The sequence below is a fragment of the Specibacter cremeus genome (assembly GCF_003946885.1).
GTDB lineage: Bacteria > Actinomycetota > Actinomycetes > Actinomycetales > Micrococcaceae > Specibacter > Specibacter cremeus.
Genome location: NZ_RWKQ01000023.1, coordinates 24,976 through 47,610, shown reverse-complemented (window position 1 = coordinate 47,610; position 22,635 = coordinate 24,976). Strand labels below are relative to the sequence as shown.

The 22,635-nt window shown below is 68.2% G+C and carries 23 protein-coding genes; 17 read left to right on the top strand and 6 right to left on the bottom strand.

Annotation, left to right across the window (positions count from 1 at the left end; all coding sequences use genetic code 11):
- The first annotated feature begins 244 nt into the window (after positions 1 to 244).
- The 9 genes from EJC77_RS10655 to EJC77_RS10615 all read left to right on the top strand — a co-directional run bounded on the left by EJC77_RS10655 (position 245) and on the right by EJC77_RS10615 (position 8,086).
- Positions 245 to 1,363 carry an LLM class flavin-dependent oxidoreductase gene (locus EJC77_RS10655; RefSeq protein ID WP_125612423.1) on the top strand — a complete coding sequence of 373 codons (1,119 nt, stop codon included), beginning with the start codon at positions 245 to 247 and terminating at the stop codon, positions 1,361 to 1,363.
- Positions 1,356 to 2,009, top strand: a complete 654-nt coding sequence (locus EJC77_RS10650) for an amino acid synthesis family protein (RefSeq protein ID WP_205787134.1) — start codon at positions 1,356 to 1,358, stop codon at positions 2,007 to 2,009. The genes EJC77_RS10655 and EJC77_RS10650 overlap by 8 nt, the downstream gene beginning before the upstream one ends.
- A complete protein-coding gene (locus EJC77_RS10645; protein WP_125612421.1) occupies positions 2,006 to 2,557 on the top strand; it encodes an amino acid synthesis family protein in 552 nt (183 codons plus the stop codon). The genes EJC77_RS10650 and EJC77_RS10645 overlap by 4 nt, the downstream gene beginning before the upstream one ends.
- A 5-nt stretch (positions 2,558 to 2,562) precedes the next feature.
- Positions 2,563 to 3,312, top strand: a complete 750-nt coding sequence (locus tag EJC77_RS10640; RefSeq protein ID WP_125612419.1) for an alpha/beta fold hydrolase — start codon at positions 2,563 to 2,565, stop codon at positions 3,310 to 3,312.
- Positions 3,302 to 4,789 (top strand): aldehyde dehydrogenase, encoded by a 1,488-nt coding sequence (locus EJC77_RS10635; RefSeq protein WP_125612416.1) that lies wholly within the window; start codon positions 3,302 to 3,304, stop codon positions 4,787 to 4,789. The genes EJC77_RS10640 and EJC77_RS10635 overlap by 11 nt, the downstream gene beginning before the upstream one ends.
- A 2-nt stretch (positions 4,790 to 4,791) precedes the next feature.
- Positions 4,792 to 4,992: a tautomerase family protein gene (locus EJC77_RS10630; protein ID WP_125612414.1), complete on the top strand. Its 201-nt coding sequence runs from the start codon at positions 4,792 to 4,794 to the stop codon at positions 4,990 to 4,992.
- A gap of 161 nt (positions 4,993 to 5,153) precedes the next feature.
- Positions 5,154 to 5,846: a GntR family transcriptional regulator gene (locus EJC77_RS10625; RefSeq protein ID WP_125612412.1), complete on the top strand. Its 693-nt coding sequence runs from the start codon at positions 5,154 to 5,156 to the stop codon at positions 5,844 to 5,846.
- Positions 5,847 to 6,035: 189 nt separating this feature from the next.
- Positions 6,036 to 7,502 carry a purine-cytosine permease family protein gene (locus EJC77_RS10620; RefSeq protein ID WP_125612410.1) on the top strand — a complete coding sequence of 489 codons (1,467 nt, stop codon included), beginning with the start codon at positions 6,036 to 6,038 and terminating at the stop codon, positions 7,500 to 7,502.
- A complete protein-coding gene (locus tag EJC77_RS10615; protein ID WP_125612408.1) occupies positions 7,499 to 8,086 on the top strand; it encodes a cysteine hydrolase family protein in 588 nt (195 codons plus the stop codon). The genes EJC77_RS10620 and EJC77_RS10615 overlap by 4 nt, the downstream gene beginning before the upstream one ends.
- A gap of 183 nt (positions 8,087 to 8,269) precedes the next feature.
- Here EJC77_RS10615 and EJC77_RS10610 read toward each other — a convergent pair whose 3' ends face one another.
- Positions 8,270 to 8,617 (bottom strand): hypothetical protein, encoded by a 348-nt coding sequence (locus EJC77_RS10610; protein WP_125612406.1) that lies wholly within the window; start codon positions 8,615 to 8,617, stop codon positions 8,270 to 8,272.
- 32 nt (positions 8,618 to 8,649) lie between these two features.
- On the opposite strand from EJC77_RS10610, the gene EJC77_RS10605 reads away from it, so the two are divergent.
- The 5 genes from EJC77_RS10605 to proC all read left to right on the top strand — a co-directional run bounded on the left by EJC77_RS10605 (position 8,650) and on the right by proC (position 15,398).
- A complete protein-coding gene (locus EJC77_RS10605; RefSeq protein WP_125612404.1) occupies positions 8,650 to 9,171 on the top strand; it encodes a winged helix-turn-helix domain-containing protein in 522 nt (173 codons plus the stop codon).
- Between the two features lie 116 nt (positions 9,172 to 9,287).
- Positions 9,288 to 12,029 (top strand): type I DNA topoisomerase, encoded by a 2,742-nt coding sequence (gene topA, locus EJC77_RS10600; RefSeq protein WP_125612402.1) that lies wholly within the window; start codon positions 9,288 to 9,290, stop codon positions 12,027 to 12,029.
- A 51-nt stretch (positions 12,030 to 12,080) separates the two neighbouring features.
- The gene (locus EJC77_RS10595; protein ID WP_125612401.1) at positions 12,081 to 13,070 is read left to right on the top strand and encodes a Ppx/GppA family phosphatase; all 990 of its coding nucleotides are present in this window, start codon (positions 12,081 to 12,083) and stop codon (positions 13,068 to 13,070) included.
- 2 nt (positions 13,071 to 13,072) lie between these two features.
- The gene (locus EJC77_RS10590) at positions 13,073 to 13,888 is read left to right on the top strand and encodes a sugar phosphate isomerase/epimerase family protein (RefSeq protein WP_125612455.1); all 816 of its coding nucleotides are present in this window, start codon (positions 13,073 to 13,075) and stop codon (positions 13,886 to 13,888) included.
- Between the two features lie 676 nt (positions 13,889 to 14,564).
- The gene (gene proC, locus EJC77_RS10585; protein ID WP_125612399.1) at positions 14,565 to 15,398 is read left to right on the top strand and encodes a pyrroline-5-carboxylate reductase; all 834 of its coding nucleotides are present in this window, start codon (positions 14,565 to 14,567) and stop codon (positions 15,396 to 15,398) included.
- A gap of 3 nt (positions 15,399 to 15,401) precedes the next feature.
- Here the strand turns inward: proC and EJC77_RS10580 are convergent, their stop codons facing one another.
- From EJC77_RS10580 to EJC77_RS10560, 5 genes are read right to left on the bottom strand one after another with little or no spacing between them, the layout of a single operon-like run.
- A complete protein-coding gene (locus EJC77_RS10580) occupies positions 15,402 to 16,016 on the bottom strand; it encodes a methylated-DNA--[protein]-cysteine S-methyltransferase (RefSeq protein ID WP_125612397.1) in 615 nt (204 codons plus the stop codon).
- Positions 16,016 to 16,585: an RNA polymerase sigma factor gene (locus tag EJC77_RS10575; RefSeq protein ID WP_125612395.1), complete on the bottom strand. Its 570-nt coding sequence runs from the start codon at positions 16,583 to 16,585 to the stop codon at positions 16,016 to 16,018. Before EJC77_RS10575 ends, EJC77_RS10580 begins: the two co-directional genes overlap by 1 nt.
- Entirely contained in the window at positions 16,582 to 17,076 is a 495-nt protein-coding gene (locus tag EJC77_RS10570; protein WP_125612393.1) for a methylated-DNA--[protein]-cysteine S-methyltransferase, read from the bottom strand. The genes EJC77_RS10575 and EJC77_RS10570 overlap by 4 nt, the downstream gene beginning before the upstream one ends.
- Before the next feature lie 52 nt (positions 17,077 to 17,128).
- Positions 17,129 to 17,767, bottom strand: a complete 639-nt coding sequence (locus EJC77_RS10565) for a potassium channel family protein (RefSeq protein ID WP_125612453.1) — start codon at positions 17,765 to 17,767, stop codon at positions 17,129 to 17,131.
- A 40-nt stretch (positions 17,768 to 17,807) separates the two neighbouring features.
- Complete coding sequence (locus EJC77_RS10560; protein WP_125612391.1) at positions 17,808 to 19,247, bottom strand: TrkH family potassium uptake protein; 1,440 nt, start codon at positions 19,245 to 19,247, stop codon at positions 17,808 to 17,810.
- Positions 19,248 to 19,362: 115 nt separating this feature from the next.
- On the opposite strand from EJC77_RS10560, the gene EJC77_RS10555 reads away from it, so the two are divergent.
- The 3 genes from EJC77_RS10555 (at position 19,363) to gdhA (ending at position 22,525) form a co-directional block, all read left to right on the top strand.
- Entirely contained in the window at positions 19,363 to 20,511 is a 1,149-nt protein-coding gene (locus EJC77_RS10555) for an acetoin utilization protein AcuC (protein WP_125612389.1), read from the top strand.
- Positions 20,512 to 20,545: 34 nt separating this feature from the next.
- Positions 20,546 to 21,037: an ArsR/SmtB family transcription factor gene (locus EJC77_RS10550; RefSeq protein WP_125612387.1), complete on the top strand. Its 492-nt coding sequence runs from the start codon at positions 20,546 to 20,548 to the stop codon at positions 21,035 to 21,037.
- A gap of 147 nt (positions 21,038 to 21,184) precedes the next feature.
- On the top strand, positions 21,185 to 22,525 hold the full coding sequence (gene gdhA / locus EJC77_RS10545; RefSeq protein ID WP_125612385.1) for an NADP-specific glutamate dehydrogenase: 1,341 nt from the start codon (positions 21,185 to 21,187) through the stop codon (positions 22,523 to 22,525).
- Positions 22,526 to 22,635 lie beyond the last annotated feature (110 nt).

The following is a 22,635-nucleotide window of genomic DNA, read 5'->3' as shown; positions in this document are numbered from 1 at the left end:
GTGCCTGCGGAATGGAGTCCGCGGGACCCGGTTCAGAACGGCGAATTCCCTTTGATTTCAGCGACTACCGCGAACTGTTGGGACGCCAATGATCGGTCGGCCGTTGACGTGGCCGAATTTCAACATCTATAGTCTGTACCATGCAAGCGATGTTGGCGGTGACGTCGGCACGGCCGCAGCAATCTTCATTGCGAACCTCACAACGCCCGCTCGGGCAGTACAGCACGGATCGAAAGGTTTTACGATGCGCTTCTCCATCTTCCACGCACTCGGCGCCCCCGGGGACCTGAAGAACTACAACCAGCACATGAAGGATGCCCGCGAATACGCCCAGTCCGCCGAGGAGCACGGCTTCTGGTCCACCTGGTACACCGAGCACCACTTCGGCCATGAGGGTCAGGAGCTCACGCCGAATCCGGTGTTGATGGGCACGGACATCGCCGCCCGCACGTCCACCATCCGGATAGGCCAGGCCGCCGCCATCGCCACCTTCTGGCATCCGCTGCGCCTGGCCGAGGACCTGGCCCTGTTGGACCAGCTCTCGGACGGCCGCGTCGAGGTGGGGGTGGGCCGCGGGCTGTATGGCCGCGAGGCGCTGAACCTGAACGAACTGGCCGATCCGCGCGACCAGGAGCAGAACCGGGCCTTGTTCGAGGAAACGCTCGAGATCATGAAGAAGGCCTGGACCGAGGAGTTCTTCAGCCACAAGGGCCGCTTCTACGAATTCCCCAAGCCGGGCGTGAAGTGGAACCATCCGATGTCCCCGGCCACCAGCGATTTCACCGAAGACGGTGTGATCACCAAGATGTCCGTGATTCCCAAGCCGTTCCAGAAGGAAATGCCGCTCTGGCAGGTCATCGACACCCCGCGTTCCATCCAAAACGCCGGCCGCGACGGCATCCAGGGCATCTTCTGGCTGCCGCCGGTGTCCGCGCTGAAGCCGCGCTTTGAGCTGTACCGCCAGTCCGCCTCCGAGGCCCAGGGCCGCGACGTTCCGCTGGGCGAGGGCATTGCCCTGGTCCGCGATGTCTACGTAGCGGACACCATGGAGCAGGCCCGCGAGGAATTCGAAGAGGCCGTCATGAACTCCTACAAATGGATCACGCACTGGCGCGGCCTGGGCAACATGATGGAAGAGGGCGAAGAGCTCACCGAGGCCCACAAACTGGACTTCGACTTCCTGATGGAGCGCAACATGCTGGTGGGCACACCGGAGTATGTGGCCGAAAAGATCGACGAACTCCAGCGCGAGGTGGGCCTGGAACACATGATGCTCTGGACCACGCACCCGGGACTGAACCACAAGAAAGCCATGCGCAGCCTGGAACTGTTCTCCGAGAAAGTGAAGCCGCAGTTTGACTGAGCAATCCAGCCCCGTGCAATCCAGCCCCGTGGTCCGCCCCGACTTCACGGCGGCCGGCCTGCGCAAGGTGGTCGTCTACCGTGAGGAGGTGCTCACCGAAAACGGCGGCCGGCCGGAGCGTCCCGCACAGCGTGCCACCGTGGCCGCCGTCATCCGCAATCCCTGGCTGGGCACCGGCCCGACGCAAGACCTGTCCGCGGCCACGGTGGCCGTGGCACCGCAACTGGCCAGGTTACTGACCGACAAGCTGATCGACGCCCTGGGTGGCGTAGAGCGGATCGAGGCCTTCGGCAAGGCCGCCATTGTCGGCACCGGGGGAGAGATCGAACACGGCGGGGCATTGATCCACACCCCGTACTTCGGCAACCTGATGCGCGAATTCCTGGGTGGCGAGTCCATCATCTGCTTCGCCGACGCCCGGGCCGAGGCGGGGGAGACCCTGGTGGTGCCGATGTGGCACAAGTCCCAGGCGGCCACCCGCAGCCACTACCAGACGGTAACCGCCCGGATTTCCGACGGCCCGCGGGCCGATGAGATTGTCATCATTGCCGCGGCCTCCACCGGGCCGCGCCCGCACGCCCGGATCGGCGACCGCAAGACCGACCCCACAGTTCGAGCAGAAGATTTGGAGCGTGTACTGGCATGAAGGTACGCAAGATTGTCACCATTGTCGAGGAAATCACCAGTGAGGGTGGCCGCGAGGTCTCGCCGCCGGCCCGGGTGGCCATTGTGGCTGCCGTGATTGAGAACCCGTGGAAGGGACAGGGCTTCGTGGAGGACCTGGCCCCGGGCATCGAGGCCACCGCCTCGGACGTGGGCGCGTTGCTGGCCCCGGCCGTGCTGGAGGCGCTGGACGCCCCGGCCCAGGCCTACGGCAAGGCGGCCATCGTGGGGCTCAACGGCGAGATCGAGCACGGCTCGGCGCTGATCCACACGCTCAAGTTCGGCGACCACTTCCGCAAGGCGGCCAACGCCACCACCTTGCTGCCCGCGGTGGAAAAGCGCGGACCGGCCGGGGTTGCCTTCGACATTCCGCTCAAGCACATCACCGACGCCACCATCCGCTCGCACCACCAGAGCATCGAGGTCCGGATTGCCGATGCGCCGCACCCGGATGAGCTGGTCATTGCGCTCGCCGCCGCCTCGCAGGGCCGTCCGCAGCAGCGCCTGGCTGACCTCTCCACCGAGCAGTAGCCGGCATGGGCAAGGCACAGGTTGTCCTGCTGCACGGCGTCGGGCTGGACCACACCATGTGGGCACCCGCCGCCGCGCTGCTGGCCGAGCATTTCGAGGTCACGGCGCTGGACCTGCCGGGCCACGGCAGCCAGCCGCCGGCCCGGGACGGCATCACCCTGGCGGCGATGGCCGGCGACGTCGCGGCGCGGCTTGCGCCGGGAACCCACCTGGTGGGGTTCTCCCTCGGCGCCCTGGTGGCCCAGCACATTGCCCGCTACCGTCCGGAACTGGTGGCCAGCCTGAGCTCGGTGAGTTCGGTCTGCCGGCGCACCCAGGCGGAGCGGACGGCGGTCCTGGGCAGGCTGGAGGCCGCGGCCGCGGACTTCCCGGCCAGTGTGGCCGCCTCGCTGCAGCGCTGGTTCCCGGCCCGGCCGGAAACCGGTGCCGCCGCGGACCCGGCACTGGTGGCCGCCACGGAATCCACGCTGCTGGCCAACAACGTCCAGTCCTATCTGAACTGCTACCGGGTCTTCGCCACCGGCGATGCCGAGATCGGCCCGGAACTGGGCCGGATCGCGGTGCCGTCGCTGGCCATCACCGGCGAGCTGGACCCGGGGTCCACCCCGGAGATGACGCAGCGGCTGGCCACAGCCATGCCGGACTGCACCGCCGTCGTGGTCCCGGCGGCCCGGCACATGCTGCCGGTGGAAAAGCCGCAGGAGTTTGCTGCGGCCCTGACAACCTTCATCAGAGAGAAATTCAATGGCGAATAACCAGAAATACCAGCACTACATCGGCGCCGAATGGGTGGCACCGTCCTCTGGCGAATACTTCGAGAGCACCAATCCCGCCACCCTGGACGTGCTGTATTCGGCGGCCCGCGGCAACGCCGAGGACGTCTCGAAGGCGGTCAATGCCGCCCAGACGGCCTTCGAGGATCCACGCTGGCGGGACCTGAGCCAGACCAAACGCGGGCACCTGCTGCGCCGCCTCGGAGATCTGATCGGCGAGCACGCCGAAGAGCTGGCCCGGATGGAAACGCTGGACAACGGCAAGCTGCTGCGTGAAATGCGCGCCCAGATGGCCACCCTGCCGGAGTACTACTATTACTACGCCGGCCTGGCGGACAAGATCCAGGGCGATGTGATCCCCACCTCGGACCGGCGCGTGCTCAACTACACCGTCCGCGAGCCGCTGGGCGTGGTGGGCGCCATCACGCCGTGGAACTCGCCGCTGACGCTGACCACCAGCAAACTGGCCCCGGCGCTGGCCGCCGGCAACACCATGGTCATCAAGCCCTCCGAATACACCTCCGCCACCGTGCTGCGGCTGGCCGAGCTGACCGCCGAGGCGGGCTTCCCGCCGGGCGTGGTCAACGTGGTCACCGGCTTCGGCGCCGAGGCCGGGGCGGCCCTGGTGGAGCATCCGAAGCTGGCCAAGATCTCCTTCACCGGCAGCACCCTGACAGGGTCGCGGATCGCGGCCAGCACGGCGTCGCGCTTCATCGGCTCCACGCTGGAACTGGGCGGCAAGTCCCCGAACATCGTGTTCGACGACGCGAACATCGCCAATGCGTCCATGGGCGTGGTGGCCGGAATCTTCGCCGCCGCCGGCCAGACCTGCATCGCCGGCAGCCGGGTCTTTGCGCACAAGTCCGTCTACGACGAACTGCTGGAGCGCGTCACCGATCGCGCACGGTCCATCGTGATCGGCGATCCGCTGGCCGATGCCACCGAGCTGGGCCCGTTGGCCTTTGCCGACCAGCGGGACAAGGTGGCCGGCTACGTGGACCTGGGCGTCAGCGAGGGTGCCAGGGTGCTCACCGGCGGCCGCACCACCGACGCCGGTCTGGGCGGTTACTTCTACGAACCCACCGTGCTGACCGATGTGGACAATTCCATGCGCGTGGTCCGGGAGGAGATCTTCGGCCCCGTCGCGGCCATCATGGCCTTTGAGACCGAGGAGGAGGTGCTGCGGCTGGCCAACGACACCCAATACGGCCTGGCCGCGGGGCTGTGGACGCAGAACCTCTCCCGGGCGCACCGGCTGGCCGGCCGGCTGGACGCCGGCACCATCTGGGTCAACACCTACCGCGCCATGTCTCCCATGTCCCCGCGGCAGGGATTCAAGAACAGCGGGGTGGGTGTGGAACACGGCACCGAAACCATCCGCGAATACACCCGGATCAAGAGCGTGTGGATCAACACCAATGAGGAACCGGTGGCCGACCCCTTCATCATGAGGAGCTGAGCATGCCGCTGATTGAGGTTTCCGTCTCTGCCGGGCGCACCCCCGAGCAGATCCGCGCCATGATCCACGAGCTCCACGCCGCTGTGGAGCGCACCGTCAACGCCAAACCCGAACACATCCGGGTGATTGTGCGCGAGATCCCCAGGGCCCACTGGGCCACGGGTGACCTCACGCTGGCCGAAATGGACGCCCTGCCCCACTGAGCTTGTATGGTACGACCGCTGGCGGCATTCCTTGTATGCCACGGACGGTTGTGTGTCGCAGGCCCTGTGATTCCCGGAATGCCAAGGTTTAGCCGGGTGATAGGGGCAAATGTTGGAAAAGCTATTGACAGACCCATCCGAGACTAAATAGAGTTTCTACCATGCAAGAGAGCATCGTGACCCAGAACACAGCAGGACAGAGCATGTTGAACGACGACGTCGCCCTGCTGGACCGGATCCGCGACCTGGTCCTGGGCGGCGACTACACGCCGGGCACGGCGCTCTCCGAAGTAAAGCTGGCCGAATACTTTGAGGTCAGCCGGACCCCCGTCCGCGAAGCGCTCAAGCAATTGCAGATTGAGGGCCTGGTGGAGATCCGGCCGAAGGTTGGCACCTTCGTCCGGGAAATCACCCGGCGGGAAATCCTTGAAATGTTTGAGGTCAAGGAAACCTTGGAAGGCATGGCCGCCCGGTTGATGGCGCGGCGCGGGCACATCCCCGAACTGGATGCGCTCCGGGCCAATGTCGAGGCTTCCGAATTGGCGGTGCAGCGCGACGACAGCGCCGCCTACGCCAGCCTGGTGCACGACTTCCACGAGACAATCGTCGCCGGCTCCGACAACCGCAAACTGGCCGAACATTACCGAACCCTGATGAACCAGCTGGCCTACCACCGGCTGGTGCTGCGCTCCGTCCAGCACCCCGGCCGGCTGGCCGCCTCCACCGCCGAACACCGGCGGGTCCTGGAACTGATTGCCCAAAAGGACGGCGTTGGCGCCGAACTGGCCATGAAGGACCATGTCTGGAGTTCCGCCCGCGAAGTCATGATGGACTCCGTCCCCAGGCAGGACTAGCCACCCGCGGGCACCGACCGCCCACGCCCCCCCACGCACCGCAGCACCCACGGCACAACGCCGGCCAGGGTCTGGGTGCACCACACCCTAAAAGCACAATTCCACGACAGTACACGGCACCAACGTCGGTGACCGTGACGCTGGGCAGCACGCTGCTGCCGAAAGCCAAGAGAAAAAGGACTTAGGACCATGGCGAGAGTAGACGAGTCAAGTACCGCCGCTGACCGGGGCTACCGGGACAGCCTGACCAAGGTGGAGCCCTACGGCGTCGAGCACATCCCCGAGGTGGAACGGCACGGCAAGGCGAGTTCGCAGTTCTTCATCTGGTTCGCCGCGGGAATGAACTTCCCCATCATCGTGCTGGGCTTCAGCGCAACCTACTTCGGGCTGTCCATGTTCGGCGCTGTGACGGCAATCATTGCCGGCGCGTTCATCGGCTCGGTCACCATGGGCATCATGTCCCGGATGGGGGTTCGGCTGGGCGTGCCCCAGCAAATGCAGGCGCGTGGGCCGCTGGGCTTCATCGGGAACCTCTTTCCCGTGGCCTACGTGAATGTCTTCGCCGGCGTCGGCTGGGCCGCCGTGACGGTGATCCTGGGCGGCAAGGCCATCGCCGAACTGACGAACCTGCCGTTCTGGCTGACCGCCCTGGTGCTCATGCTGCTGCAGCTGCTGGTCGCCGTCATCGGCTACAACCTGATCCACTTCCTGCAGCGGATCCTGGCCATCGTGCTGTTCCTCGCGTTCATCATGATCACCGTCGTCACCGTGTCCCGTGGCGGCGTTGCCCTCAACGCGAACCCGCACGCCGAAGGCTTCCTGGGCGCCGGCAGCTGGATCACGTTCTTCGGCTACTTCCTCGCCTTCCTGGTCGCGTGGCTGCCCTTCGCCTCGGACTACTCCCGCTACCTGCCGGACACCAAGGCCACCCGCCGCAACGCCGGCATCTTCACCATGCTCGGCAACTTCGTCACCGTCGCCTGGATGGGCATTGTCGGCGTGATCCTGTCCGGAACCGCCAGCAGCTCGGACCCGATCACGGCGCTGAACCAGCTGATGGGACCGTGGGCGATCCCTGGCCTGCTCACCATCGCCATCTCCTCCTTCTCGCAGAACTTCCTGAACGTGTATGGCGGCGCCATCTCGATCCAGACCATGGGTGTGCCGATCAAGCGCAGCACGGGCGTTGTCCTCATCTGCGCGGCCTCGTACTTGGTGGCCCTGTGGGGACAGCACGGCATCTATGAGGGCTTCAGCGTCTTCCTGAACCTGACGGCGTACTTCATCGCCCCGTTTGCCACCGTGCTGATCTGCGACTACTACCTGGGCGTTCGCCGGACCAAGCAGGGAATGGCACAACTCTTCGACAAAACCCGGAAATTCGAGTGGGGCTTCGTCGCTTGGGCGGCGGGCGTCGTCGGCTCGATGCCGTTCTGGGTGTCCTCGCTGTACACCGGTCCGTTCGCAGCGGCCTTTCCGAAGGCCGGCGATCTGAGCATGTTCGTGGCCGCCGCCATCGCCGTGGTGGTTTACCTCGCCACGTACAAGCTTCGTCCGATCTCCAAGGTGAGGCACTTTGCCCTCGAAGCGGAACTTCTGCCACATGAAGGTTCCAAGGATCATCTGGCCGCCGTCGCCCAGGGCGAAAACGCATGAGTGCCCAGTCAATGGACCGGCCCACAGTGCTGGTGGTCATCGACATGCAGAGCGGCTTCCAGGCGAGCACCAGCCAGTGGTGCGTCCCGCGCTATGACGAGGTTGTACCGGTGATCGAGGCGCTGGGTGCCTCGATCACCGGGCCCACCGTATTCACCCGTTTCATTGCGAATCCGCAGGACCAGCAAGGAGCCTGGCAGGCCTATTACCAGCGATGGGATGAGATGTCGCTGCCGGAAGATGCGCCGGAATGGGACATCACGATGGACGTCCCCCCGGGCAGCGAGACCATCTCCAAGACGACGTTTTCCAAGTGGGGGCCGGAGCTTGCGGCGCTGGTCCCGGCCGGAGCCGAAATGGTGCTCACCGGCGTGGCGACGGACTGCTGCGTCCTCTCCACGGCGCTGGGGGCGGTCGACGCCGGGCGGTACGTCACCGTCGTCGCCGATGCCTGCGCCGCGGTCAGCGACGAGGCCCAGGTGCAGACGCTGGCCTTGCTCGAGCTGCTCTCGCCCATGGTCCGGGTGGTTACGAGCGCCGATTTCCTGGCACGGGACACGTCGCGGGAGTCGGCCACGGCATAGCCGGCGCGTCGACCCGCACCGATGGTCGCGGCCAGCAGGCCATATTGTGCCGCCGTGGCGCCGAGGGTCTCTCGGGCCAAGAACACGTCGAGAACGTTGATGGCCTCGGCAGCCAGCACCACGAACATGCTTCCGGCCAGGACGGCGCGCAACAGCCTGTCCCGGTTCAGGATCCGCAGGCCGTCAAGCGGCCGGTCCGGCCAGCTGGGCCAGCATGAGGGTGGCCTGCATGGATCCCACGGCCCGTGGGGTCCGGTCCTCCCCGACGATCCGCGGCAGCAGCGCCTGCCACGTGGGCGAGGCGACGGCGAGCGCGGCCTCGAGCACCACCGTGAGGGCGAACAGCACGGGCAGCGAGAAGCCCGGCAGCGCCATGGAGGCGGCCATGGACACGGCCACGGCCCACACCCCCTCGCGGCCGGCGATGCTGGATTGCAGCTGCAGCAGGACGGCGACGATGATGGCGCCATATCCGACGGCCGCGATGAACCGGGCCGTCCCGGCGAGGACGAAATCACGGTTGCGCCACAAGCGGTTGCGCCACAGGCGGTTGCGCGCACAAGGTGCGCCTCGAGGTCGTCGACGAGTTCTACAGCTCGACGCGCCTCCACACGGCAACCGAATTGGCCCGCCGGTTCGGCCTGACGCCCAGCGCCATGAGCTACCACCTGCGCGCCTTGGAGAAGTGGGGCTATGTGGTGCGCGCCGAGGCCGGCGGCGACGGCCGGGAACGCTACTGGAGGGCCGCGGGCGACTCACTGAACATCGGCAGCCTGCGCCAGGCGTCCGAGCTCGTCAGCTCCTCGTTCATGGAGGTCACGCTTGGGGCGGCCCGCGACCGGGTCATGCGGGCGCTGGCCTACTCCGAGCAGTTCACGGAGGAGACCCGGCCGGTGTTCGTCCTCTCGAACAGCAAGTTCCTGCTCACGAAGGAGCAGGCACAGCAGTTCGCCGACGATTTCGACGTGCTGGAGCGGCGCTACCGGGACCTCAGCGATGCCGCCGAGGAGTCGGACGACGGCGGCGCCGCCCGCCACACGCACGTCACCATGATCATGGTCCCGGAGGTCCCGCCGGGCCAATAGCCAAGGGGCCGGGTGGGTACACGATTTCGTTCCCGCACCCCAAGGCGGTAATACTATGGTGGATTAGGCCCGAGCAGGGCCCTCAAGGCGAATTCGTCATTTCCCGTAGGAGTACCGTGCCAACCAAGGCAGCAGCCGGCAAGCCCAAGACCGGCAAGAAACTTGTCATCGTCGAGTCACCGGCCAAGAGCAAGACCATTGGCAAGTACCTGGGCGAGGGTTTCGTCGTGGACGCCTCCATCGGCCACATCCGCGACCTGCCACAGCCGTCGGACCTGCCCGCGGAGCTGAAGAAGTCCTCCATCGGCAAGTTCGCGGTCGACCTCGAGAACGGGTTCAAGCCGTACTACGTGGTGTCCCCGGACAAGAAGAAAAAGGTCGCCGAGCTCAAGGCCGCGCTCAAGGACGCCGACGAACTCTACCTCGCAACCGATGGGGACCGCGAGGGCGAGGCCATCGCGTGGCACCTGCTCGAGGTGCTCAAGCCCAAGGTGCCCGTGCACCGCATGACGTTCTCCGAGATCACGAAGGAGTCGCTGCAGCGCGCCCTCGGCGAACTGCGCGCCATCAACACCGACCTGGTCGACGCACAGGAGACCCGCCGCGTGCTGGACCGGCTGTACGGCTACGAGATCTCCCCGGTACTGTGGCGCAAGGTCTCCCGCGGCCTGTCCGCCGGGCGCGTCCAGTCCGTGGTCACCCGCATGGTCGTGGACCGCGAACGGGAGCGCATGGCCTTCCGCGCCGCGTCCTACTGGGACCTGCTGGGCACGTTCGCCCCGGCCGCCGAAGCCGGGGACGCGTTCAACGCCAAGCTGGTCGCCGTCGACGGCCGCCGCGTCGCCTCCGGCCGCGACTTCAACGACGCCGGCCAGCTCACGGCCCGGAACGTCGCCCACCTGGATGAGGCCGCCGCGACGTCGCTCGCGGCCGCGCTGCAACACGCCGACTTCACGGTCCGCTCCGTCGAGCACAAGCCCTACACGCGCCGGCCCGCGGCGCCGTTCACGACGTCGACCCTCCAGCAGGAGGCCGGACGCAAGCTGCGCTTCAGCTCCAAATCGACCATGCAGGTCGCCCAGCGGCTGTATGAAAACGGCTACATCACCTATATGCGTACCGACTCGTCCGCACTGAGCAACGAGGCCGTCAACGCCGCCCGCCGCCAGGCCTCCGAGCTGTACGGGCCCGAGTTCGTGCCGGCGTCCAAGCGCGTCTACGCGAACAAGAGCGCCAACGCCCAGGAGGCGCACGAGGCCATCCGCCCCGCCGGCGACTCGTTCCGCACCCCGGCGCAGGTCGCCTCCTCGCTCAAGGGCGACGAATTCAAGCTGTACGAGCTGATCTGGAAGCGCACGGTTGCGTCCCAGATGGCCGACGCGAAGGGCTCGACGGCGACCATCCGGTTGGGTGCCCAGGCGAGCGACGGGCGCGATGCCGAGTTCTCGGCCTCCGGTACCGTCATCACATTCCGCGGTTTCCTGGCCGCGTACGAGGAGGGCCGTGACGAGTCCCGCAATGACTCCGACGACTCGGACCGCCGGCTGCCGAACGTGCAGGAATCGGATGCGCTGACGGCCAGCGATGTGCGCGCCGCCGGGCACGAGACGTCCCCGCCGCCGCGCTTCACCGAGGCGTCGCTGACGAAGGAGATGGAGGACCGGGAGATCGGCCGCCCGTCCACGTACGCGTCGACCCTGTCGACCATCATGGACCGCGGCTATGTGCGCAAGCAGGGATCCGCGCTGGTGCCCAGTTGGGTGGCGTTCTCCGTGATCCGGCTGCTCGAGCGGCACTTCGGCGACTACGTGGACTACAAGTTCACCGCCGCCATGGAGACCGGGCTGGACCGGATCGCGAACGGCCAGGAACAGGGCTCGGACTGGCTCAAGCACTTCTACTTCGGTGGCGACGAGGATGCCGGCCTGCTGGGCATCGTCAACAACCTGGGTGAGATCGACGCCCGGGAGATCAACTCGCTGCCCATCACGGACACCCTGGTGCTGCGCGTGGGCAAGTTCGGCCCCTACCTGGAAAGCACGGTTCCCACGCTCGACCCGAAGACCGGGGAGGTCATCGAGTCGGCCCGCGCCAACGTGCCCGAGGACCTGGCCCCGGATGAGCTGACGCCCGCGAAGGCGCAGGAACTCATGGAGACCGCCGCCCCCGAGGAGCGCGTGCTCGGCACCGACGCCGCCACCGGGCGCACCGTCGTGGCGAAGAACGGCCGGTACGGCGCGTACGTGACCGAGGTGATCCCGGAGCCGACGGCCGAGGAGCTGGCCAACCAGCCCGTCGAGTACTACAAGAACGGCAAGCCCAAGCCGCCGAAGAAGCCGGTCAAGGTCAAGCCGCGCACCGGCTCGTTGTTCAAGACGATGACCGTGGACACCGTGACCCTCGATGAGGCGCTGGCCCTGATGAGCCTGCCCCGCGTGCTGGGTGCCGACGCCGAGGGCGTGGAGATCACGGTGCAGAACGGCCGGTTCGGCCCGTACCTGAAGAAGGGCACGGACTCCCGCTCGATTGGCACCGAGGACGAGATCTTCACGATCACGCTCGAGCAGGCCCTGGAGATCTACTCGCAGCCGAAGCAGCGCGGCGCCCGCGCCGCCGTGGCCCCGCTGGCCGAATTCGGCGAGGACCCGGTCTCCGGCAAGAAGATCGTCGTCAAGGAGGGCCGGTTCGGCCCGTACGTGACCGACGGCGTCACGAACATCACCGTCCCGCGTGACACGGACGTGGCCGAGCTGACGGCCGAACGCGCCGTCGAACTCCTCGCCGAGAAGCGTGAACGTGGTCCGGCCAAGCGCCCCGCGAAAGCCCCTGCCAAGCGGAAGGTGGCGGCCAGGAAGTAGCCGGCACGGGAGCGGCACGTCACGATGGCCCTGACGCGCAATAATGGGCACATGAGACTAGGCGTACTCGACATCGGGTCCAACACCGTGCACCTGCTGCTCGTGGACGCACGGCCCGGCGCGATGCCCGTGCCGTACGCGTCGCACAAGCGGTCCTTGAGCCTGGTCGCGTACCTGGACGCGGACGGCAACATCACCGAGGACGGCCAGCACGAGCTGATCGAGTTCATCCTCGAGGCATGGGAGTTTGCGGCCAAGCACAAGGCCAAGGACCTGCTGGCGTTCTGCACGTCGGCGATCCGGGAATCGACGAACGGTGCCGCCGTGCTGGAGCGGGTGCAGCACGAGACGACCGTGCGCCTGACGGAGCTCACCGGCGAGGAGGAGTCGGCCATGACGTTCTTCGCCATCCGCCGCTGGCACGGATGGGGCGCCGGAACCATCCTGAACCTGGACATCGGCGGCGGCTCGTTCGAGATCGCCCAGGGCGCCAACGAGCTGCCCGACGTCGCCTATTCCGTGCCCTTGGGGGCGGGACGGCTGACCCGTGACTGGTTGGCGGGGGACCCGCCGACGGCCAAGAGCGTCAAGGAGCTGCGCCGGCACATCAAGGCGACGTTGAAGGAGCCCGTGGCACGGGTCGGCGCGCTGGGTGCGCCGAATGTCGTCACCGGCTCCTCCAAGTCTTTCCGGGCGCTGGCGCGCGTTGCCGGCGCGGCGCCGTCGGCCATGGGACCTTATGTGCGGCGCGAACTGCACCTGACCGACCTGGGTTTGTGGAGCCAGCGGTTGTCCGCCATGTCCTCCGACGACCGCCTGCACCTGCCCGGCGTGTCGCACGCCCGGGCCAAGCAGGTGCTGGCCGGGGCGCTGGTGGCGCAGACGGCGCTGGAACTGTTCAAGGTCCAGTCGCTGCAGATCAGCCCGTGGGCGCTGCGTGAGGGACTCATCCTGCGCCGGCTCGACCAGCTCATGTTCGAAGGTCCGCTGGAGCCGCCCGCGCACGTGTCCCGGAAACTGAAGAACGCCCGGGCGGTGTGAGCATGGAAACCTCGACGCCAGCCTCCGGCCACCGGGACATCCCGGTGGCCTTGTCGACCGCCTCGGTGTACCCGCTGACCGTCCACGACGGGTTCGCGGTTGCCGCCGACCTGGGCTACGACGGCGTGGAGGTGCTGGTCACGCACAACGGCACGAGCCAGGACGCGCACGCCCTGCTGCAGCTGGCCGAGCGGTACGACCAGCCGATCCTCGCCATCCACGCCCCGACCCTGCTGCTGACACAGCAGGTGTGGGGGAGCCCCTGGAACAAGATCCAGCGCTCGGCGCAGATGGCCGTGGAGGTGGGTGCCGACGTCGTCGTCGTCCATCCACCGTTCCGGTGGCAGAACGACTACGCCGAAACGTTCGCGCACGGCGTGCGCGACATCGCCGACACGTTCGGGGTGCGCATCGCCGTGGAGAACATGTACCCGTGGCGCGTGCGCGGGCGCGAGGCGCTGGCGTACCTGCCGCACTGGGACCCGGTGCCGCTCGACTACGCGGATGTGACGTGGGACTTCTCCCATGCCGCGACAGCCGAGGCGAACAGCCTGGACGCGATCATGTCGCTGGGCGAGCGGCTGCGGCACATCCACCTGACCGACGGCACGTCCAACGGCAAGGACCAGCACCTGATCCCCGGCCACGGCAACCAGGCCTGCGCGGCGGTGCTCGCCCATGTGGCCGGCAACGGGTTCGACGGCGCCGTGGTCGCCGAGATCTCCACACGCAAGGCCAAGGGCGCCGGTCAACGCGAGGAGTGGCTGGCGGAGACGCTCGAGTTCGCCCGCGTGCACCTGGGCCAGACGCTTCCGTAGGGTGCGGTGGTCGAGCTGCGGTGGTCGAGCTCGTCGAGACCCGTGACAGGCTCAATCACCGGTGGTCGAGCTTGTCGAGACCCCGTGATTTCGACAGGCTCAATCACCGGTGGTCGAGCTTGTCGAGACCCGTGGCAGGCTCAATCACCGACGGGCCTTAAAAGCGAAATCGCCGGAGAACATATGGCCAGCGGATGGGGGGAAACGCTGGCGAGTTCTCCGGCGATTTGACTGGTTCTCAGGACAGGACCAGTCCGATCATCACTCGCACCTTTTATGAGGTAACTAAAACATTAGGGGCTCACGTTGGGAATCGCCGGAGTGGAAGCTGGGTGTTCCCCATTAATCGAACAGTGCCAGTAAACGAGAGTGGATGTCCATGCGCGTGTCGACGCCCAGGCCGGCATTCACATGGATGGCCGCTTAAATGAGAGGGCGCCGGAGACGGGGCCAGCTCTTGGGGGAATCACTGCCCGGTCTCCGGCGCGTGGACGGGAAGCCGAAACCGGCTTCCAATCCGTCATCACTCGCACCTCTATGAGGTAGTCATGACTCTATGGATCGACTCTGAACGAAGCCTTGCGCGACGCTGGGAAAAGGCTGGCAATCGGTGGGTGCGCGCCTCCGGTGCGGCGGCGGATTGCCACCACCGGGGCGCACCGTCAAAGATGGAGCCATGAGCAAAAAGATTGCATTCCTCGGCTGCGGCTCCATGGGCGAAGCCATCCTGACCGGCCTGCTGTCCGCCGGGACCGACCCCACGAACGTCGTCGTCACGGTGCGCCGGCCGGAACGCGCCAACGAGCTGGCCCAGCGCCACGGGGTCACGGCGATCGCCTCCCAGGAGGACGACCAGGCCAATGTCCAGGCCGTCGTGGGCGCCGCCGTCGTCATCCTGGCCGTCAAGCCGGTCGGCATCGCGGCCCTGTGCCGGGAGGTGGCCGACGCGCTCGAGCCGGGCGCCGTCGTCGTCAGCGTGGCGGCCGCCGTGTCCGTGGCGCAGCTGGAGGCGGCGCTGCGCCCTGGCCAGCCGGTCGTGCGATCCATGCCGAACACGCCCCTGACGGTGGGCCGCGGTGTCGTGGCACTGTCCGCCGGCACGCACGCCGCCGCCTCCCACCTGGCCGCCGCACACCAGATCTTCGACGGGGCCGGGATCGTGCTGGATGTGCCGGAGGAGCAGCAGGACGCCGTGTCCGCCATCAGCGGTTCCGGCCCCGCCTACGCGTTCTACCTGGCCGAGGCCATGGCCGCCGCGGCCGTCGGGTTCGGCCTCGACGAGGGCATCGCGGCCGTGCTGGCCCGCGAGACCGTGGCCGGGGCGGGCCTCATGCTGGCCGAGCCGGGCGCCGACGCGACGGCGTTGCGCCGGGGCGTCACCAGCCCCAACGGCACCACGGAGCAGGCCATCGCCACGTTCGACGCGCAGGGTCTGCCGGGCATCGTGGCCGCCGGGGCCCGTGCCGCCGCCGCCCGCGCCGCCCAGATCACGGCCGAGTTGGGGGCCTGACCGCTACGGGCGCAGGCGCCCGGCCTCGAAGCGCAGCAGCAGGGATTTCGCGTCCGCCCCGCCCACGTAGCCGCCCGGGCTGCCGTCGGCCCGGACCACGCGGTGGCACGGCACGACCAGGGGCAGCGGGTTCCGGGCGCAGGCGGTCCCCACGGCCCGGACGGCCCGCGGGCTGGACGTCAGGGCGGCCACGCCCGCGTAGCTGGCCGTGTGCCCGTAGCCGATCTCGGGCAGGTGGGCCAGGACCTCGCGGCGGAACCCGGTGGCCAGCCGGAAGTCCAGCGGCAGGTCGAACACCTGCCGCCGGCCGGCGAAGTACTCGTCCAGTTCCCGGGCCGCCGGGTCGAGCCGCGCCGGCTCGGCCAGCACCCGCGGGCTGATCGCGGCGGACAGGAACTCCAGCACGTCGTCGTGCCCCTCCCGTTCGAACGCGACCCGCACCAGCCCGGCCTCCGTACCGGCCAGCAGCAGCGGGCCCACGGGGGAGTCGACCACGCGGTACGCCACATCGACCAGGCCCTGGGCCCCCGCCGCGGCACCCAACAAGGCGCGCAGCCGGTGCAGTGACGCGTCCTCGCCCGCGGCCAGGTCGGCAAGCTCAATCGGCAACCGTGCCATCACACATCCTTCCCGTCGAATCCCGTGCCCTGCAGCGCCGCGCGCAAGGACCTCATGCCGTCCGCCGCCGCGCGCCGGGCGGCGGCCGCGTTGCCGCCCATCAATGTGGCCGCCTCGGCATGGGGCAGGCCGGCCAGGTGGTGGTACACGACCGCCTCGCGCTGCCTGGGCGGCAGCGCGCCGATCGCCGCCCACAGGACGGTGGCCGTCTCACCGGCGGCCACGGCGCGGACGACGGCGTCATCGCCGCCCGCCGCCGGCCGCGGAACGCCTGGGGCCGGCACCCCGGAATCGAGACCCGCGACGGCCTGGTGATCGACCGGCACCGGCAGCCGGCCGGCCTTGCGGTGGTGGTCGGTGGCCTTGTTCCGGGCGATCGTGACGAGCCAGGCCTCACGGTTGCGCACCCCGGCGGACTCCGGGTAGGCGCGCAGCGCGGCCAGGAACGTCTCCTGCCACACGTCGTCGGCGTCCTGGACCCCCACCAGGGCCCGGCACACGCGCAACACGGCGGCACCATGGGCCTCGACGACGAATTCGAAGGGCGGCAGCGTGGGAGCGGGCGTCAAAACAACGCCTCGGTGTGGGTCCGCCTGGGATCCTCCAGCTCGAGCAGGAACTGCTTGCGGTCCAAGCCGCCGGCGTAGCCCACCAGGGACCCGTCCGCGCCGACCACCCGGTGGCAGGGGACGATGATGCTGATCGGGTTCCGCCCGTTCGCCGACCCGACGGCCTGCGCCATGGACCGGTCGCCCAGGGACGCGGCCAGGTCGCCATAGCTGCACGTCGTGCCGTACGGGATCAGTCGCAGCGCCGCCCACACACGCTGCTGGAACGGGTTCCCCACGGGCGCCAGCGGAAGGTCGAAGGTGCGCCGTTCGCGGGCGAAGTACTCGGCGAGCTGTTCGGCCACGTCGGCGAACGCCCCATCCGAGCGTTCACCCATCGTCTCCCGACCCGGCCGACGCACGTGCCGCGCCATGTACAGGGCGCACACACCGCCGTCGTTCCTCACCGCCGTGAGCGGGCCCAGCGGCGAGTCGATGATGCCGTGCTGCATGATGTCTCCCTTCCTGTGACAGGTAGACGCCGGCGGGCCGACAAACGTGAGGTCAGGGCCGGGCCGCGAACCGTTCGAGCAGGTCGACGTGGCCGGAGACGATCAGCATGTCGCGGCTGGAGACCCGCGTGTCCGGCTGCGCGTACGTGAAATCCTCGCCCGGGCTCTTCACGCCCACCACGGTGATGCCGTACTTGGAGCGCACCTTCGACTGCTCCAGCGTGAACCCCTGTGTCTCCTTCGGCGGGTACATCTTCACGATCGCGAAGTCGTCGTCGAACTCGATGAAGTCCAGCATGCGCCCGCCCACCAGGTGCGCGGCGCGCACGCCGGCGTCGGCCTCCGGGTAGATGACATGGTTGGCGCCGATGCGGGTCAGGATCTTGCCGTGCGAGTGCGTGATCGCCTTGACCCACAGGTGCTCGATGCCCAGGTCCACCAGGTTGACGGTGATGAGCACGCTTGACTCGATCGAGGTGCCGACGCCGACGACGGCGGAGCTGAAGTCCTGTGCGCCGAGTTGCCGCAGCGCGTCGATGTTGGTCGCGTCGGCCTCCACCACGTGCGTGAGCGCCCCGGCCCACTTCTGCACGAGCGCCGGGTCGCGTTCGATCGCCAGCACTTCCCGGCCCTGCTTGACCAGTTGCGCGGCCGTGGCCGAACCGAAGCGGCCCAGGCCGATGACAAGCACGGGGGCGTTGTGCGGCGGACGGTTGCTGGAGGTGGGTTTGTCAGCCAATGATCGGCCTTTCTTCCGGGTAGTGGTACAGCTGGCGGCGTTGGCGCAGGGCCAGCGCGGCGGCCAGTGTGATGGAGCCGACGCGGCCGAAGAACATCATGGCGGCGAGCACATACACGCCCGACGGCGGCAGCTCGCCGCTGAGCCCCGTGCTCAGTCCCACGGTGGCAAAGGCGGAAATCGTCTCGAACAACACGCGGTCCAGGCTCTGGCCGCTGATGGCCAGCAGCAGCCCGGTCGCGACCATGACGAACGTGGCACCCATCACGATGACGGAGATGGCCACGCGCATGGTGCCCTGCGGGATGGTGCGCCCGTACACCTTCACGTCGTTGTCGCCGCGGCCCTCCGCCACGATGGCCAGGAACATGACGGCCAGCGTGGTGACCTTGATGCCGCCGGCCGTTGAGGCGGAGCCGCCGCCAACGAACATGAGCGCGTCCGTGAGCAGCATGGTGGAGGAGTGCATGGAGTCCATGTTCACCAGGTTGAAGCCCAGCGAGCGGGTCATGACGGAGGCGAAGATGGAGTGCGTGATCTTGTCCCCGACGCTCATGCCGCCAATGGTGGCCGGGTTGGTCCACTCGAACGCGCCCCAGAGGATGGCCCCGGCCGCGAGCAGCATGAGCGAGACCTGGACGGTCAGTTTCGCGTGCAGCGTCCACCTGCGCACGTGGTGGCGGGCGGTCAGCAGCACCATCATGACGGGAAAGCCGAGCGAGCCGATGAAGCCGCCCACCATGAGCGGGATGAGGACCCACAGGTCCGACTCATACGGCACCACGCCGTCGGAGTGCGGGGTGAAGCCGGCGTTGTTGAACGCGGAGATCGAGTAGAACGCCGCATGCCAGATGGCCTGCGGCAGGGTTTCGCCCAGGATCAGGAAGCGCGGCGCCAGCACGAGCGCCAGGATCAGCTCGACGGCCACGGAGGTGGTGATGACGATGCGCAGCAGCGTGCCGACCTCGCCGAGCCGGCCGGCGTTCATGGCCTCCTGGGCGATGAGCTTGCCGCGCACGCCCAGGCGCTTGCTGACCATGAGGGACATCAGCGAGGCCAGGGTCAGGATGCCCAAGCCGCCGACGAAGATGCCGATCAGGATGACCAGCTGGCCGAAGAACGACCAGTGCAACGCCGTGGACACCGTGGTCAGCCCGGTCACGCAGACGGCCGAGGCGGCCGTGAACAGGGCGTCATGGAAGGCCGTGGCCTTGCCGTCGGCGGCGGACATTGGCAGGCCGAGCACGAGCGTGAACGCGAGGATGACCAGGGCGAACACGATGAGGGCCAGCCGGGCGGGGGAACTGTTGGCGACCCGGTCGACGAAGTCGCGGATGGCGACGATGAACGACAGGCGGTCCGCGACAGAGCGGGTAGCGCGGTTTGTAGTGGTGGCCAATGCCCCGCAAGCACCTCCTCGACCGCGCGTCATGCCCCGTGCCTGATACGGCAGGATCGGCCGCTTGTTCGGTAGCCTGTGAGGGATGTCATCCTTCGCGAGCCCCGGGCCAACGGCCGTCCCGACAAGCATAGTCTGCGATCCGGCCATGACCGCATACAACTTCGGTCCCGGGCACCCCATGTCGCCGGTGCGCCTGGAGCTGACGTCCCGGTTGGCGGAGCAGTTGGGTATCCTGGCCCGCCCGTCCGTGCGCGTGGTCGGGGCCTATGTGGCCTCCGACGACGAGCTGGCCCGGGTGCACGGGCGCGACTTCATCGCCGCCGTTCACGCGGTGGGGGAGGACCCGTCGCGATCGTTCCCGGCCCTGGGCCTGGGCACGGAGGACGACCCGGCGTTCGCCGGCATGCACGCGGCCAGCGCGCGGCTGGCCGGCGGGTCCCTCGTGGCCGCGGACGCCGTGCTCACAGGGTCCTCCGTGCGGGCGGTGAACTTCGCCGGCGGCATGCACCATGCCGGCCGCGACCACGCCGCGGGGTTCTGCATCTACAACGACGCCGCGCTGGCCGTGGCCCGCCTGCTGGATGCGGGCGTGGGGAAAGTGGCGTACATCGACATCGACGCCCACCACGGCGACGGCACGCAGGAGATCTTCTGGGACGAACCGCGGGTGCTCACCATCTCACTGCACGAAAGCGGGCTGACACTGTTCCCCGGCACGGGCTTCGCCAATGAGATCGGCGGGCCGGGCGCCCGGGGCTCGGCCGTCAACGTGGCATTGCCGGCCGGGACCGGCGACGCCGGCTGGCTGCGCGCGTTCCACGCCGTCGTGCCCCAGCTGGTCAGGGCCTTCGAACCCGACGTGATCGTCAGCCAGCACGGTTGCGACTCGCACCGGGACGATGGCCTGGCCCACCTGAACACGTCCGTGGACGGCCAGCGGGAGGCGGCGCTGAGCATCGGCGGACTCGCGGCCGTTGTGTGCGAGGACCGCTGGATTGCCGTGGGCGGCGGCGGCTACAGGGTGGTGGACGTGGTGCCGCGCGCCTGGTCCCACCTGATGGCCATCGTGTCCGGCCAGCCCGTCCCGTTGCGGACGCCGGTACCCGAACCGTGGCGGCAATACGTCAGGGACCGGTACGGGGTCGAGGCGCCACGGCTGATGGGCGAGGACGCCGACACGTGGTGGCGGTCGTGGGAGGCCGGCTACAACCCCGGGGACGCGGTTGACCGGGCCGTCATGGCGACCCGGAAGGAAGTGTTCCCGCTGTACGGGCTGGACCCGTGGTTCGACTGATGCCGTCCCACGCATATGTCGCTAGGGTGGGGGGATGGCCATTGAAGATGTTTTCGCCGTCATAGCCGAGGCGACCCGGCGTGACATCCTGGACGCCCTCGCCGACGAGCACAAGTCCGTGGGGCAGCTCGTGGAGGAACTCGGCGTCTCCCAGCCCACCGTGTCCAAGCACCTGCGCGTCCTGCGCGAATCGGGCCTCGTGGCCATGCGGGCGCAGGGGCAGAAACGCTTCTACAGCCTCAACGCCGCCCCGCTGCACCATGTGGCCGCCTGGCTGACCGGCCTGGGCGCCGGCGCCCAGGCCTCGGCCGCCCCGGCCGGGGAGCCGGCCGACGAGCTGCCGGCCGACTCACCCGTGCCGGATGGAGATCCGGTGCGCCAGACGCTGGCCCCGATCGCCGGCCGGGTGGACCATGAGGGTACGGTCCAGCAGCAGATCAGCCGCAGTGTCGGGCGCGCCGCCAACAAGGCCGCCGACCTGCTGGCCAACCTGCCCAAGCGGAAGTTCGGGCGCAAACGGGATTAAGCCCGCAATAGACCGGTAATTTCGGAACGATCCTGCAGATCGTCCCGCATTCAGAGAAAAATTGGCTCCCCGGCGACGTGGCTGGAAAACTGCTCGTGAGCATACTTATGCGCCCTCCGCGGGCGCCCACCATACCCGGGAGGTCCCATGGACGCCAGGCTCGAAGCCATCCAGAACGAAGTATTGGCCCGCAACCCAGGCGAGAAGGAATTCCACCAAGCGGTTGCCGAGGTCTTTGAAAGCCTTGGCCCGGTCATGGACAAGCACCCGGAATTCGTCGACGCCGCCGTGCTGCAGCGCGTGTGCGAGCCGGAGCGTCAGATCATCTTCCGCGTGCCGTGGACCGATGACGCCGGGAACGTCCACATCAACCGCGGCTTCCGTGTCGAGTTCAACTCGGCGCTCGGGCCCTACAAGGGCGGCCTGCGCTTCCACCCGTCGGTGTACCTGGGCATCGTGAAGTTCCTCGGCTTCGAACAGATCTTCAAGAACGCGCTGACCGGCATGCCCATCGGCGGCGGCAAGGGCGGCTCCGACTTCGACCCGCGCGGCAAGTCGGACGCCGAGGTCATGCGGTTCTGCCAGTCGTTCATGACCGAGCTGTACCGCCACATCGGCGAGTACACGGACGTCCCGGCCGGCGACATCGGCGTGGGCGGGCGCGAGATCGGCTACCTGTTCGGCCAGTACAAGCGCATCACCAACCGCTACGAGTCCGGTGTGCTGACCGGCAAGGGCGTCGGTTGGGGCGGCTCGCTCGTGCGCCCCGAGGCCACGGGCTTCGGCACGGTATTGTTCGCCCAGGAGATGCTCAAGACCCGCGGCAGCTCGTTTGACGGCCAGCGCGTCGTCGTGTCCGGCTCCGGCAACGTCGCCACGTACGCCGTCGCCAAGGCCCAGCAGCTCGGAGCGAAGGTCGTGGCCTGCTCCGATTCGTCCGGCTACGTCGTCGACGAGGCCGGCATCGACGTCGCCCTGCTCCGCCAGATCAAGGAGGTTGAGCGCGGCCGCCTGAAGGAGTACGCGGTACGCCGCGGCGCGGGCGTGAGCTACGTCGAGGGCGGCTCCGTGTGGGACGTCGACGCCGCCGTGGCGCTGCCGTGCGCCACCCAGAACGAGCTCGACGCCGAGGCCGCCACCCGGTTGGTGAAGAACGGGCTGGTCGCCGTGGCGGAGGGCGCGAACATGCCCTGCACGTCCGAGGCCGCCGCGATCTTCCAGGAGGCCGGCGTGCTGTTCGGCCCGGGCAAGGCCGCCAACGCCGGCGGCGTGGCCACGTCCGCGCTGGAAATGCAGCAGAATGCCAGCCGCGACGCCTGGACCTTCGAACACACGGAGGCGCGCCTGACCGACATCATGGTCGGCATCCACGACCGCTGTGCCGAGACCGCCGAGACCTACGGCGTCCCGGGCAACTACGTCATGGGCGCCAACATCGCCGGCTTCGTCAAGGTGGCGCACGCCATGCTGGCACAGGGCCTGATCTAGCGCATACGCACCAAGGACGACGGCGGTGCCCGGGTTTCGCAGCGAACCCGGGCACCGCTTTCGGTTGACGGCTCCGACGGCGGGTGGCCGGCCATCGCCACGTGTCGGTG